Here is a 14,887-nt window from a genome sequence, read left to right on the forward strand (position 1 = left end):
ATAATCCCAACTATCGGCTTAATACGTTCACCCACTTCTGGGTAGCGTTTTCCAGTAATCCGTAAATCTCTTCAAAGGCCTCACGGCTTTTTCTGTACGGATCCGCAATTTCTTTCTGATTGAGCCAGTGCCCAAGCAGCATGGTTTTGCCACGCGCGGCCGGGTCGATGCGATTCACCTGTTCAATATGTCGCTTTTCCATCACCAGAATCAGGTCAACGTTGCGGCACATCTCTGCCGTCAACTGTTGCGCCTCATGTCCTTCCAGCGACAGACCCTGCGCAGCAGCGACTTCAGACGCCGTCTTGTCGGCCGGGTGGCCGACAAGCGCCCCCAGGCCGGCAGAGCGAACGTCTAAATCAGGCAGCGCATGTTTAAACAGGCGCTCTCCGGTAGGAGAGCGGCAGATGTTGCCAACGCAAACGACTAACACGGACTTAATCATGACGGGACCTTAATTACCCCAGGTACGGATTCGCGATGCGGCCTGTGTTGCATCGTTGATACCTGCGATGGTCGGTATCAACTGCCCAATCACACGGTTCCAGCGCGTCAGCGGCGTAGAGGTGACATAAACGATGTCGTAAGGCTGGAGCTGGAAATCGGTTCCCATCACCATGGATGCCGCATCTTTGGTGTTCAACTGATAGATGTTGGCAATCTTGTTGCGATCGGTGCCGTGCAGTGGACGGATAACGAATACACCGGTGGCGTCAGAGGTGGTTTGATCCATCCCGGCCGCATTGCCCAGTGCTTCCGCCAGCGTCATGCCGCTACGGTCCATTTTCAGGGTGGTCTGCTGCTTCACTTCACCCATCACGAAGATTTTCAGATCATCGTTACGCGGAACGTAAAGAATATCGCCTGGATAGAGGAGGTGGTTCTGGCTCAGGTCACCATTCTGCATCAATGCCTGCAGAGAGATACGCTGTTCACGACCGTTGTGCGTCAGCACCACGTTGCGCCAGTCAGCATCAGCGGCCAGGCCGCCAGCGGCGTTGATCGCATCCAGCACCGTCAACGGAACGTTGGTGATGGGCTGCTGACCAGAAGTGGTCACTGAACCCGTCACATAGGTTTTCTGTGATTTGAACGAGGCGATGCTGACATCAACCTGTGGGCTTTCAATGTACTGAGCCAGACGACGTGACACTTCGTCACGTACTTCGCCGACGGTACGGCCCGCTACACGCACACGACCGATGTAGGGATAGAAAATGGTGCCGTCAGAATGTACCCAGTTACCGGTGTCGCTGGCGCTACGGTACTGACCCGCTGGGGTGGTCAGTTCCGGGTGATCCCAGACCGTTACGGTCAGGACATCGCCCACACCGATACGGTATTCGTAGTTCTGAATTTCGTTCTGCAGGGCAGGATTCGTCTGAGCCACCAGTGGCTTCGGACGCATCCTTTCAACCAGTGAAGGCGTTAACGGGAAGACGTTGACATATTTATCGATGTCAAAGTTGCTATCCTGCTGTTCAACAACATCTTTTCCTGATGTAGAAAGGTGAGAACCTGGTTCGATCGTACACCCGCTAAGGAATGTGGCGGATACCAGCAAGGGTATCAATTTCATTTTGATTGTAATCATTTAGATCTTCGCTATCAGTTATTTATTGATAGAGGCGAAACCGCCGCTGTGTAAGCGTCCAACAAAAAGTAAATCCTACCTGACTTAAGCACTGAACCTGTCGTTCATTATCCTTGCTCCACTTGTTATAAGTAGCGGCCATCTACCAGGGTGTACCCTGAACGCCACGCATCATAGCGGACTATGGATGCACAGCGATATCCCTGATGATGGCCACTATCAACGACACGCCTGACAACGGCAAAACACCTCTGAGCGCGCATTAACGCGCTCATTCCGACTCACGATTAATAGGCACCATCGCGTTTCAACACCACGCCCACTGTTTTAAACAGAATCGCGATGTCGTTCCACAGTGACCAGTTTTTCACGTACCACGAGTCGAAATAGACGCGGGTTTCATAGTCAACATCATTACGACCGCTGACCTGCCACAATCCCGTCATGCCTGGCTTTGCCATCAGGTAATAATCAACATCACCGGCATAACGACAGAGTTCATCTTCAATGACCGGACGCGGTCCGACCAGACTCATATCACCGCGCACCACGTTCCAGAGCTGAGGGAGCTCATCGAGGCTTGTTTTACGGATGAAGTGGCCCACTTTAGTAATACGTGGATCATTTTTGAGTTTGAAATCTTTATCCCATTCCGCACGGGCAATCGGATCAGTGCGCAGCACCTCTTCCAGCACTTCTTTTGAATTAATGACCATCGAGCGGAATTTCAGGCATTTGAATTTACGGCCATTCATTCCCACACGCTCGTGACCATAAATCGGTGGTCCACCGTCACGACCCACCAGGAAGCCCAGTACCAGCAGCGCTGGCATCAGCATCAGGATAATCGAGAGCGCACCCACGATATCGAATGCCCGCTTCAGGAAGCGCGACGTGCGTTTAGCCAGGTTGTTCTGAACCCGCAGGATCATCACTTCATGGCTGAAGATATAGGCCATGTCGGTACCGTAGAGCGGTACACCACGCAGGGTTGGGATCACTGACACTGAACGGCAGTTGTGCATCGCCAGCGATTTAAGCCAGACATCACGGTACTGACTCTGCTCATACTCAACCGCAACGATAAACTGCGTTTCGCTGTTGGTGAGGCTCCAGAGCTCCTGCTCGTCGCGCAGCACCGGCACGCCGTTCATGATCTCCTGCGGACAGGTTCCATCAACGTCATAGAAGGCGATAACGTCAAAACCCATGACCTCTTCGCTTTGCAGTGCCTGCCAGGCTTCATGCGCATTTTTGCTGCTGCCGATAATAATGGTCTGTTTTTTCCACAAGCCATTTTTATTCAGCAGACGTTTAGAAAGCGCGCGGCAGGTCGGAATTAAAATCAGCGCCAGGATCCAGGTCAGTAACCAGACGAAACGCGACATCTGCCACTGCGACAGGGCGGTAATCGACAGGTCGATAACAGAAAATATAAGAATGGTACGAAAAACTTCTTTTAATTCGAACCAGAAAGGTTTGCGGTAAGTGTAGTGACGCAGCCTTACCCAGAACCAGCCAATACAAATTACCGACAGACAAATGTGTGTGGCAATTTTTAAATTCATTTCTTTTTCAGAAATATCTGCCAGCGGCGAATCTGACTGCAAATTAATTAGCATCATCGCCAAAAAGAACGCTGCGTTGAAACAAATTAAGTCTGAACATGCCAGCATTAATTTGGTAATAAGACTTTTAAACGTAAATTCTGTATCGCGCATATTTAACTCTTTATTTTATTTCCTTAAACCCGCAACGGCTATCGCCTGTTTAATCATTAAGCGACGAAACCTCTCCAGAGTGAGCCGTTTCTAAGGGGAGCTCCTGCGGCGTTTACGCCAATGATCTTAACCATGAAACCAATAATATCGTGATGAATACCAACAGATTACTCTGACTTAACCACCGCCAGCGCTGCTCACTTTATCAACAAAAACGCGATTCGGGCACGCTACCGCCCTTGGCTGTCGCTGCCAATATCGCTGTCATCATTCATAATGCTCCCCGTAATGTGTTAGCGTTACCGCAACGCATCATACAGACGTTCACAGGCGAATTACTCATTCGTGACATTGCGATTAATGTCGAATAGGTACGCAGATTACGACTCTGGGGCAGAGTTTGCTAACTTGTTGCTATACTAGTTATTACTGGCTTGTTTACAAGCAGGTCCCGCCATCCCTGGACTATTTTAGGAAAAAGACTACCAGCAATTAGTATTGAGGCCTGACGGGCAGTGCAATCCTTTCTTCACAATTCGGATTAATGCCATACTCCCGATGAGATAAATCGCATAAGCCCGACAGGTGAATATCTCTTTCCTGTAAGCCAATGACTAAGAATTATCTCTACTGCGCCCTGTGAAGTTAATCAAAGCGTCACACTATTATGTTCATATTTTGCACGATATAGCGCGGTTATCTGAGAACATGCCCCCTGCCCTGCCATTTGTACGTGGCTTCGCACTCCACTATCATCAGAGAAAACTCAATTTAAGACATTCAGGTGAACAACGCATGCTGGAGGTAATTGCAGATCCCTCGCTATGGGCGGGATTAGTAACGCTAATCGTTCTGGAACTGGTTTTAGGCATCGACAATCTGATCTTCATCGCCATCCTGGTTGAGAAGCTTCCAGGACCGCTTCGCGACCGCGCGCGCGTGATTGGACTGCTGCTGGCGTTATTGTGCCGATTATTGCTGCTGGCATCGCTTTCCTGGCTGGTTACGCTGAAAGAACCCTGGATTACGCTTATGGGCCACCCCTTCAGTGCGCGCGATTTACTGCTGCTGACAGGCGGGATTTTCCTGCTATTTAAAGCCACCACAGAGTTGAATGAGCGTCTTGAAGGGGGTGATGAGGCGTCCGGTCAACAAAAAGGCGGCGCTAAATTCTGGCCGGTGGTGGCGCAAATCGTGGTGCTGGATGCCATCTTCTCGCTGGATGCGGTGATTACTGCCGTCGGCATGGTTAATGACTTACCGGTCATGATGATTGCGGTCACCATCGCCATTCTGCTGATGCTGCTCGCCAGCAAGCCGTTAACCCGCTTCGTGAACAACCATCCAACGATTGTGATCCTCTGCTTAAGCTTTCTGCTGATGATCGGCTTCAGCCTGGTGGCGGAAGGCTTTGGCTTTGTGATCCCCAAAGGCTACCTCTATGCGGCAATCGGCTTCTCGGTGGTCATTGAGGCACTGAACCAGCTGGCGCACTTTAATCGTCGTCGGGTGCTGTCGGCCGGTCGTCCGCTACGCCAGCGCACGGCGGAAGCGGTGTTACGGCTGCTGCGCGGCGCGGCAGAACCGGCGGAGCTGGATGCGAAAACTTCGTCACTGATTGCTGACAGCGATGACAGCATGCTGTTTAACCGGCAGGAACGGGTGATGATTGCCCGCGTACTGGGCATGGGTCAGCGCCACATTAACAGCATCATGACCTCGCGCCACGACGTCGAACATATCGATCTCAGTGATGATCCGGCAGAGATTATGTCGCGCCTCGACCGCAATCAGCACACGCGAATACTGATCACAGATCACTCCAGCGAACCGCTGGGCGTGGTTCACGTTATCGATCTGCTGCACCAGTCACTGCACCACAATTCCCTCGATTTACGCGCCCTGATTCGACAGCCGCTGGTCTTTCCTGAGCGGCTGACGGTGCTGCAGGCGCTGGAACAGTTTCGTCAGGCCCATACTCACTTTGCCTTTGTGGTTGATGAGTTTGGTTCGGTTGAAGGCGTGGTGACGCTGAGCGATGTAATGGAGACCATCGCCGGCAATCTGCCGAATGAGGCGGGTGAAATCGATGCTCGCTACGATATTCAGATTCAGGATGAAGGTCACTGGATTGCTAACGGTCATATGCCGCTGGAAGATCTGGCGCTCTATGTGAAATTGCCGCTCGATGAGCAGGGTGACTATCATACGCTGGCGGGATTACTGATGGATAAGCTGCAACACATCCCTCAGGAAGGCGAAGTGTTGCAACTGGGTGACTATCTGCTGCGAACGCTGCAGGTCGAAAATCATCGGGTGCAGAAAGTCGAGATCCTGCTGCAGCCCGATATCAGTTACGAGGTCTGAGCAATTAGCTGGCTGAAGGAAATGCGCCCGTTACGGGCGCATGATTTTCTTCAGGTTCTCTTTGTTCTCGCCCTCTTTCTGGCGATCGATCCACTGATTCAGCCGTGATTTCGCCTCACTCTGCAGCCGGTTACGCAGAACGTCATCCACCGGCAGAGAGTATTGCAGGCTGTCCCAGCGACCATACATGCGCAGCGGAACCGGCTGACTGGATAGCGCCTTCACCAGCGCATCATCGCCACGCCAGCCGCTGATTTTCAGCCCCAGGGTCATATCCAGCTGTTGCTGCACCATGTCGACTTTGCCCGCGCCCTGCAAGCCCAGATTCTGGCCGTTGCCATTGATATCGCTGAAGCTGATTACGCCCTTATTCAGCGCCACCTGTGCGCTAATCGACTCAATCCCCTCATCCACCGCCTGATCGCTGCTGACCTTATCGCTGACTCGCGCCACGGCACGCTGCACCATCTGCTGCAGATTCAGCTGTGCCAGTTTCAGGTTGCTGGCGCTAATGGTCGCCCTGCCCTGCCAGCGACGTTTGGCTGCTTCGACCGTCAGCGTATCGCCCGACAAATCGCCATCCAGACTCAGGTTCCCCTGCACGCTTTCCGGCAGTTCAAACGCTTTAAGCAGCGGCTGAATCGCAATTAACCGGAGTTGTGGTTTAAGGCTGACCCGCGTCTCTGGCTGACGGATATCGATACTGCCGGGAATGGAGAAGCTGCCATTGCCCAGCTTGCCGCTGAGCGTCTTCAGCGTCATCACTCCCTGCTGATTGCTGGCGTTCACCGAAAGACTGGTCAGAGAGAGTCCGCGCCATACCGCATTGTCAGCCTGTAACTTCAGCGCCAGATCCAGGTCATTCAGCGGAGAGTCGGCGTTGCTGCGTTCCCGCGGCGCAGCAATCACCGGCGAACGGGCCACGGTGGCGTGCTGCACGCCAGGTACGTCAGAGACGGACGCACTGGTGAGTAAATTATCGACGTTAAGGTTGCTGGCTTTCAGATCCAGCGCCAGCTGCTGCGGTGGCGCAATATGGCCACTGCCCTGCCCGGTCAGGGTGCTGTCATTGGCGGTGAGCTGCAGATTACTGAAGGAGAGCTGCTGGCGGTCACCATCCCACTCGCCCTGCAGGCTCAGCGAGCCTTTGATCCCCTGTGCCGGAATATCGGCGCCGGACAACGTGTAATCAAGCTGCTGCAACTGGCCGCTGAGGCGATGGGGATATTGCGCGGCATCCAGCTGGCCTTTGAGATTCAGTGTGGCGTTGCGCTGGTTGCGCATCAGCGTAGTGCTCAGCGACAGGGTCGCCAGCTTGTTCGCGTCCTGTTCCATATTAATGTTGAGGTCGCGGAAATTATATTCGTCGCCGCCTGGCTGCTGCCAGATCAACAGACTGTCTGCTACCCGCAGTTTAGCGATATCAAATGACCAGCCGCTGGAAGGCGAAGCCGGCTCCGCATCACGCGGACCCTGGGGCGCATTTCTGGCACGCTGCGCGCGGCTATCTGGCGTCACCCGCACTATCGCATTTTTCAGCATCACCTGGCTGACGCTGAGCTGATGGGATAACAGTGGCCAGAGATCAACATCCAGCCGCATGTTTTCCGCCGAGACCATCGGCTGGCTGGCGCCCGGCGCGGTAAGGCTCATCCGGCCGGCAAGGATGCTGAGCTGAGGCCAGACGTGCCAGCGCAGATCGCTGCTGACCTCAAGGCGATAACCACTGCGTTGTTCGACCTGCTGCACCATATAGGCACGAAAGTCGTTGGGATTGACCAGCAGCACCAGCGCGCTCATTCCCGTTACGACCACCACTAACAGGATGGCCAGCGTGGTTATCACTCTTTTCATTACATCCTCAGATCAGTCTTTGTCGATACGGCTGGCATCAGCGCCCTGCTGACCGCGATATTTCGCATCTTCACGCCGGTTGTAGGGACGCGCAGCCGGGCCTGAAAGCGGTTCAAAACTCAGCGCGCCGATCAACATGCCGGGACGCAGAGCCAGCGGCAGTTTACCTGAATTGTAGAACTCCAGCACGATACGGCCCTGCCAGCCAGGATCAATGCGGTGAGCCGTAACGTGTACCATTAACCCAAGTCGCGCCAGCGATGAACGGCCATCCAGCCAGCCGACCAGATCGTCAGGCAGCGTCACGGACTCCAGCGTCACCGCCAGCGCCAGCTCTCCCGGATGAAGGAAAAAGGCTTCGCCATCAGGCAATACGATCTCATCGCTCATGACCCGATCCAGTGCCGCGCTCACTTCCTGTTTCGGGCCGCTCAGATCGATAAAGGCCGCGGTATGACCGCTGAAGGTGCGGAACTGATTACCCAGACGCACATCGACGGTGGCTCCGTTAATGCGCTCGACCGGCGGGCGTGGCTCAATGGCCAGTTTGCCATTGTCCAGCCAGGCTTCAATATCGCGATCGCATAATCTCATTGCGGTAACTCCATGGCATAAGTGTAGCAAACCGGCATGCGTGCCTGCCGCCGGTCTGCACCACGTCCGGACGGACGTGCGTTATTCAAAAAACTGGTTGATTTTCGCCTTGAGGATATCGATGGCGATACGGTTTTTTCCGCCGCGCGGCACAATGATATCGGCGTACTGTTTTGATGGCTCGATAAACTGCAGGAACATCGGACGCACGGTCTTCTGATACTGACTCATTACCGAATCCATTGAGCGGCCACGCTCATTGACGTCACGTTTCATACGACGCATCAGACAGATGTCGAGCGGCGTGTCCACGAAGATAGAGAAGTTGAGTTCCTGGCGCAGACGGGCATCGGTTAACAGCAGAATGCCTTCAAGGATGATGACCTTTTTTGCGCTCAGATGATGCGTTTGCTGGGTGCGGGTGTGCTCAACGTAGCTGTAGACCGGCAGCTCAATATCCTGACCGGCTTTGACCGCCTGCAGATGCTGCAACAGCAAATCATGATCCATCGCGCTCGGATGGTCATAATTGGTTTTAACCCTCTCTTCCATGGTGAGGTGACTTTGATCTTTGTAATAAGCATCTTCCGGGATGACCCCGATGTGCTCGCCACCTACCTGATCACGGATTTCACGATAGAGCGTGCTGGCAATTAAACTTTTACCGGATGCGGAAGCGCCGGCAATGCCTACAATCACGCACTGATGAGACTTGTCAGTCATACTTTTTTAAGACCTGATAACTGGAGCCTGCCACTGGTCACACATTACGCGGGCAGCGGACGGGCCGAAATGGAGAGGGTGTGTTCGCGCTAAGTATAGGGATTTCGGCCTTTTGATGCCAGAGAAATGGCGTCGGCGACTTTTCAGACTTTCTCCTTTGGACGCCACTCATTTCACCGATAAACTAACGGCACACCATACTATAAAAAAAATGGCCTGCGCGGCGCGCTGTTCAGACAACGCGTGTCGCTAACGTGACGACCGAAGATGCATCAGGAGTGGTATGCACTGGAAGACTTTGACCTATTTTGGCGACAGCATGCTGTTGATTCCAACAGCCGTGATTATTGCGCTGATTTTGCCGTGGAAGAGTGATAATCGTCATACGGTCTTTTACTGGATTGTGGCATTCGGCCTGGCTGGCCTGACCGTCAGCATCTCTAAAATTCTGTTTCTGGGGTTTGGCATCGGCAGCGCCCGCTTTAATTTTACCGGTTTCAGCGGCCACAGCGCCATGTCCGCCACGCTGTGGCCGGTCATGCTATGGCTGATTTCCGGGCGCTGGTCCGCGATGTGGCGCATTGCGGCGATTGGGGTTGGCTATCTGATTCCCCTGATGGTCGGTTTCTCCCGCCTGGTCATCCACGCACACTCAAAAAGTGAGGTGGTCACCGGGCTGCTGCTGGGCTTCACGCTGAGCACGGCGTTTCTGATATCCCAGCGTCGCACCTCGCTCAAAGGCTTCAGCTGGCCGCAGGTCGGTGCTGCGCTGTTAGTGCCGTTTGTATTGATGAGTCACGGTCGTGTCGCCACCACGCAGCAGTTCCTGGAGCGTTTCGCCGCCAGCCTTGCGGGCATGGAGAAACCCTATACCCGCGCCGATCTTTTCCGCCAGTAATCAACGTGCTGGCAATCAATCTTAGCGTGCCCGTCAATTCGCCGAATAACGGGCAATATTGATTTCACCCCTTTTTTCTTTGCCGGATGTGCTAGCATGCAGTGAGAGAATGACTGGTGCCTGATACGCCATTGTGGAGCGCTGCACCCTGCCGGAAGTCCGCATGACGATAGAGATCCTGTCCCCGCAAAATAGCACGCCAAACCGCTGGCTCTCGGCGCTGCTCCTTGGCTGCGTGGTGTTTGTCCTGACACTCTTCTGTCTGGAACTGATCGTCGTCAGCGGCAAAATCTCCCCGCTCTGGTTTCCGACTACGTTAATGACCGTCGTGGTTTTCCGCTGCCCGTCACGCCAGCTCCCGCTGCTGCTGACAGCCTGCGTGCTTGGCACCGCCGGGGCTAACGCCATCATCATCGGGCCTGCCCTCTCGAACATTAAATTCGCCCTGCTCAATCTTATCCAGGCCGGTGTGGGTGGCATGCTGCTGCGCGCCCTGCTGGATCGGCGCGCGCCGCTGGATTCACTGCATGACTGGGCACGGATGGTACTGTCGGTGGGCATCGTGACGCCGGTGCTCGGCGGCCTGCTGGCACTCTGGACGCTACAGGTCAGCGGCCACGCCTCGTTTCCCTTCTTTTATACCTGGGTGATCTCCGAAATCATCGGCATGCTGGTGTTAGGCCCGATGCTGTTACTTCTGCCGTGGCCGCTGCGTCGCACGGGGTTCAGCAATCTGCGCCTGGCCGAAGCTCTGCTGACGCTTCTTCTCACCCTCGGGGCCAGTTATCTGGCGCTGCGCTTTTTGCCGTGGCCCTTTACCTTTATCGTGGTGATCCTCTTCTGGTGCGCGGTCCGCCTGCCCAAGCTGCAGGCGTTCGTGCTGTTCTTCCTGAACGCCAGTTTTATCTCGATACTGCTCGCCTTTGATCTGGTCACCGTGGTGAACAACAACAGCGCGCTGGGCCCGGTCTCCAGCTGGCTGCCGTTCCTGCTGGTGCTAATCCCCAGTCACATTATGTCGCTGGTGATGGATGCGTTCCGGCGCGAAAAGCTCCATATCACTGACAGTGAAACCCGCTTCCGTCACGCCATGGAGTATTCCGCCATTGGGATGGCGCTGGTGGCGCCCCACGGCATCTGGTTGCAGGTCAACCGCTCGCTGTGCCAGATCCTGGGCTACCCGGCTGAGGAGCTGAAGCGGCTGACTTTTCAGCAGATCACCCATCCCGACGATCTCAGCCTCGATTTGCAACATGCGAACCGACTGCTGGCGGGTGAGATTGATACCTACACCTTTGAGAAGCGCTATTTCCGCAAAGATGGCGAGATTGTCTGGGCGCGGCTGACGGTATCGCTGGTGCGCGATGGTAACCAGGAACCGCTCTACTTTATTGCGCAGATTATCGATATCTCTGAGCTGAAGCAGAGCGAGCAGGTGAATCGCCGGCTGATGGAGCGTATTACGCTGGCCAACGAAGCGGGTGGCATTGGCGTATGGGAGTGGAACCTGCTGACCGGCGAGATGTTATGGGACAAGCGCATGTACGCGCTGTTTGGTCTTGCCCCGCATGAGTCACCCAGCTATGACCTCTGGATCCATCTGCTGCATCCCGCCGATCGCGAGTATGCCGCACTGACGGTGCAACAGGCGATTGAGCTTCGCAGCGCGTTTCACATGGAGTACCGCGTGGTCGATGACCAGGGACATCGCTGGGTGCGCACTCAGGCCAACCGGCTGCTAAGCAAAGAGGGGCGCATTGAGCGCATGCTGGGCATCTGTCAGGACATCACGCCGCTACGCAATCTTAATGAGGCGCTGTTTCAGGAGAAAGAGCGCATGGCGATCACCCTGGATTCCATCGGCGAAGCGGTCATCAGCACCGATAAAGAGATGCGCGTTGCCTTTATGAATCCGGTGGCGGAGAAAATGAGTGGCTGGTCGCAGGAGCAGGCCGCCGGTCAGCCGCTGAGTGAGCTGCTGCATATCACGCAGGGACGTAACGGCCCTGAGGTAGAGAGTTTGCTGTTATGCCAGCTGCCGCCGGAAAAAGTCACCCCCGGTCTCGCTGAAGATCTGGTGCTGCATACCCCGGACGGCGGTCATATCGATATTCACTACAGCATCACGCCGCTGCGTTCGGAAGCGGGTCTGGAACAGGGGGCGGTGATGGTCATTCAGGATGTGAGTGAGTCACGCAAACTGATGAAGCGCCTGAGCTACAGCGCGCTGCATGACACCCTGACCCGTCTGCCTAACCGCGCCAGCTTCGAACTTCAGCTTAAGCGTCTGCTGTTTGATGCCGCTGAACATCAGCATCAGCATGTGCTGGTGTTTATCGACCTTGATAAGTTTAAAGCGGTCAATGACAGCGCCGGGCATGCTGCAGGCGATGCGTTACTGCGCGAACTCTCCGATCTGATGCAGCACCCTCTGCGCAGCAGCGATTTCCTTGCGCGACTGGGCGGTGATGAGTTTGCACTACTGATGCCCGATTGCGATATCGGACAGGCTCATGATGTGGTGCAGCGCATTGTCGCCGCGGTAAATGATTACCGGTTCCAGTGGCTGGGACGCCTCTATCAGGTCGGTGCCAGCGCGGGCGTGACGCAGATTTCAGCAGAAAACTGTCAGAGCAGCGACGTGCTTTCGCAGGCGGACATCGCCTGTTACAACGCCAAACGCAGCGGGCGCGGACGGCTGGTGGTCTACGAACAGCATCGCTTACCGCTGTCGGGCAACCATCAGGGCATGGATGCGGCGATGATTGATGCGCTGCAGATCGAACTGCCCGCCTGGGCCGTTGCCCCGCCAAAAACGCCGCAGGCAGCCTTTATCTGGCTGCTTGAGGTACAGCTGTTAACCGCTGACGGATTGCTGCTGGATGAGACACTGTTACGCAATAACCTGCCTGATGAAACGCTGCGTCGCCGGCTGGATAACAATATTGTTGAGGCTTTTTTCCGCCACGACGTGCAGCGGCTCAATAACAAAGGCATTCCGGTGATTCTGCCGCTTAATGCCCAGGTGCTGAGTGATGCCGCCTTTGTGCAGCAACTCTGTCAGCGCTTTGTCGCCGCCGGACTCTCCAGCAGCGGCTGTGGTTTTGCTTTCCCTGCCGCCAGCGTGCTGAGCCAGGGCGATCAGCTCTATGCCGCGCTGCTGCAACTGCGGCAGTGCGGCTGCCGCATCGTATTGCAGCATTTTGGCCGTAATCTGGATGCTTTCAATCTGCTGAGTGACGAGGTGGTCGATTATCTGGTGCTGGCACCTGAACTGGTTGCCAACGTTCACAATAATCTGATGGATGAGATGCTGCTGACCATCATTCAGGGCCAGGCAACACAGCGCAATATCTCGGTGCTGGCCGGTCCGGTTTCGGTACCGGCCCTGCTCAGCACCCTGGCTAACCTTGATGTTAATGGCGTCTGGGGCAGTGCCGTGGCGGAGCGCCAGCCGTTGCGTTCACTGGCTGAAGATCACATCTTCGCTATTCGTTAATTCCGGCGCTGCCCGCTTGCCACCCTGCTGAAGCTGCGCTAAAGTCGCCCCCTTTTTTCCGGCATGGGGGCGAAAATGTTCATAGGATTCGATTACGGCACGGCTAACTGCTCTATTGCAGTCAGCGAAAATGGCACGCCACGTCTGTTAACGCTGGAAAATGATCAGCGCCTGCTGCCGTCGATGATCTGTGCGCCGACCCGCGAGTCGATCAGCGAATGGCTCTATCGTCATCATCAGGTCGCGACACCTGACAGCGAAACCACGGCGCTGCTGCAGCGCGCGCTGCGATATAACCGCGAAGAAGATATCGATGTCCAGCCCAATAGCGTGCAGTTTGGCCTCACCGCGCTGCAACACTATATGGTCGATCCCGAAGATGTCTGGTTCGTTAAATCCCCCAAATCGTTCCTCGGTGCTACTGGCCTGAAGCCACAGCAGATTGCCCTGTTTGAAGATCTGGTCTGCGCAATGATGCTGCACATCCGCAAGCAGGGTGAAAGCCAGCTTGATCAGGCTATCGATCAGGCGGTAATCGGCCGACCGGTCAACTTCCAGGGTTTAGGCAGTGAAGAGTCTAACCAGCAGGCTGAAGGTATTCTGCTGCGCGCCGCTCACCGCGCCGGTTTCCGCGACGTAGAGTTTCAGTTCGAACCGGTGGCGGCCGGACTCGATTTCGAAGCCACGCTGCAGCAGGAGACGCGGGTACTGGTGGTGGATATTGGCGGTGGTACTACCGACTGCTCAATGTTGCTGATGGGGCCGAAGTGGCGTGATAAAGCTGACCGCCGTGAAAGCCTGCTGGGCCACAGCGGTTGCCGCGTCGGCGGTAACGACCTGGACATCATGCTGACGTTTAAGACCCTGATGCCGCTACTCGGTCTGGGCGGTAACACCCAGAAAGGCACCGCCCTGCCTGCGCTGCCGTGGTGGAATGCGATCGCCATCAATGATGTTCCGGCACAAAGTGACTTTTACAGTCCCGCCTGCGGAAAGTGGCTGCGGGATTTAGTGCGGGATGCGGAACAGGGTGACGTAGTGGCTCGCCTGCTGAAAGTGTGGCAGCAGAAGCTCAGTTATCGCCTGGTGCGCGCAGCGGAAGAGAGCAAGATTGCGCTGTCAGCCAGCCCGGCGCATACCGCTTCCCTGGACTTTATTGCCGCCGCATTAGAGACAGAGATTGGCGTGGATCAGCTGCAGGACGCCATCAGTCAGCCGCTGGAGAAAATTCTGGAACAGGTGCAGCTGGCATTAGCCACCAGCCAGATTAAGCCTGATGTGATTTACCTGACCGGCGGCAGTGCGCGTTCGCCGTTGCTGCGCGCGGCGTTGCAGCAGACGCTGCCGGATACACCGATTGCGGGTGGCGATGATTTCGCCTCCGTCACCGCTGGGCTGGCCCGCTGGGCGGAAGTGATGTTCCGCTAGGCTTGCACTGTAATAACAAAGACGGCCCCTGAGGGTGTAATGCCAGTCAGTTAAGCGACAGGTGATAACGCAGTCTGGTGCCGGGCCTGCTCTGAAGCTTGAGTGCATGTTGTCAGAAAGGGCACGAGAGTAGAGGCCTGAGCGCCTCTGCTGCTGAAAGGGCTATCCGCAGCGCTGAGGCGTGACGGTGGGCCAGAAGTCCACGCCGG

General features: G+C 55.4%; 10 protein-coding genes. 4 read left to right on the forward strand and 6 right to left on the reverse strand.

Annotated elements, in window-relative coordinates; genetic code table 11:
• Positions 1-10: 10 nt before the first annotated feature.
• The 3 genes from HFD87_RS11295 to wbaP all read right to left on the reverse strand — a co-directional run bounded on the left by HFD87_RS11295 (position 11) and on the right by wbaP (position 3,315).
• Positions 11-445 carry a protein tyrosine phosphatase gene (locus HFD87_RS11295; protein ID WP_167423437.1) on the reverse strand — a complete coding sequence of 145 codons (435 nt, stop codon included), beginning with the start codon at positions 443-445 and terminating at the stop codon, positions 11-13.
• 9 nt (positions 446-454) lie between these two features.
• Entirely contained in the window at positions 455-1,594 is a 1,140-nt protein-coding gene (locus HFD87_RS11300; protein WP_010248145.1) for a polysaccharide export protein, read from the reverse strand.
• A 287-nt stretch (positions 1,595-1,881) separates the two neighbouring features.
• Positions 1,882-3,315: an undecaprenyl-phosphate galactose phosphotransferase WbaP gene (gene wbaP / locus HFD87_RS11305; RefSeq protein WP_010248148.1), complete on the reverse strand. Its 1,434-nt coding sequence runs from the start codon at positions 3,313-3,315 to the stop codon at positions 1,882-1,884.
• Between the two features lie 795 nt (positions 3,316-4,110).
• Here wbaP and HFD87_RS11310 point away from each other — a divergent pair.
• Positions 4,111-5,682, forward strand: coding sequence for a TerC family protein (locus HFD87_RS11310; protein ID WP_010670979.1), 1,572 nt, complete (start codon positions 4,111-4,113; stop codon positions 5,680-5,682).
• 30 nt (positions 5,683-5,712) lie between these two features.
• On the opposite strand, the gene asmA is transcribed toward HFD87_RS11310, so the two are convergent.
• From asmA to udk, 3 genes are all read right to left on the reverse strand, one after another.
• A complete protein-coding gene (gene asmA, locus HFD87_RS11315) occupies positions 5,713-7,536 on the reverse strand; it encodes an outer membrane assembly protein AsmA (protein WP_167423438.1) in 1,824 nt (607 codons plus the stop codon).
• Positions 7,537-7,548: 12 nt separating this feature from the next.
• Positions 7,549-8,130 carry a dCTP deaminase gene (gene dcd, locus HFD87_RS11320; RefSeq protein WP_004571280.1) on the reverse strand — a complete coding sequence of 194 codons (582 nt, stop codon included), beginning with the start codon at positions 8,128-8,130 and terminating at the stop codon, positions 7,549-7,551.
• 81 nt (positions 8,131-8,211) lie between these two features.
• On the reverse strand, positions 8,212-8,853 hold the full coding sequence (gene udk / locus HFD87_RS11325) for a uridine kinase (protein ID WP_010670982.1): 642 nt from the start codon (positions 8,851-8,853) through the stop codon (positions 8,212-8,214).
• A gap of 283 nt (positions 8,854-9,136) precedes the next feature.
• Between udk and HFD87_RS11330 the strand changes: the two genes are divergently transcribed.
• The 3 genes from HFD87_RS11330 to yegD all read left to right on the forward strand — a co-directional run bounded on the left by HFD87_RS11330 (position 9,137) and on the right by yegD (position 14,678).
• Positions 9,137-9,751 carry a phosphatase PAP2 family protein gene (locus HFD87_RS11330; RefSeq protein WP_010248160.1) on the forward strand — a complete coding sequence of 205 codons (615 nt, stop codon included), beginning with the start codon at positions 9,137-9,139 and terminating at the stop codon, positions 9,749-9,751.
• A 163-nt stretch (positions 9,752-9,914) separates the two neighbouring features.
• Positions 9,915-13,250 carry a diguanylate cyclase gene (locus HFD87_RS11335; protein ID WP_167423439.1) on the forward strand — a complete coding sequence of 1,112 codons (3,336 nt, stop codon included), beginning with the start codon at positions 9,915-9,917 and terminating at the stop codon, positions 13,248-13,250.
• A 75-nt stretch (positions 13,251-13,325) separates the two neighbouring features.
• Positions 13,326-14,678, forward strand: coding sequence for a molecular chaperone (gene yegD / locus HFD87_RS11340; protein WP_010248167.1), 1,353 nt, complete (start codon positions 13,326-13,328; stop codon positions 14,676-14,678).
• The last annotated feature ends 209 nt before the right edge of the window (positions 14,679-14,887 follow it).

The sequence above is a fragment of the Pantoea sp. EKM21T genome, from assembly GCF_011800405.1.
Classification (GTDB): domain Bacteria; phylum Pseudomonadota; class Gammaproteobacteria; order Enterobacterales; family Enterobacteriaceae; genus Pantoea; species Pantoea agglomerans.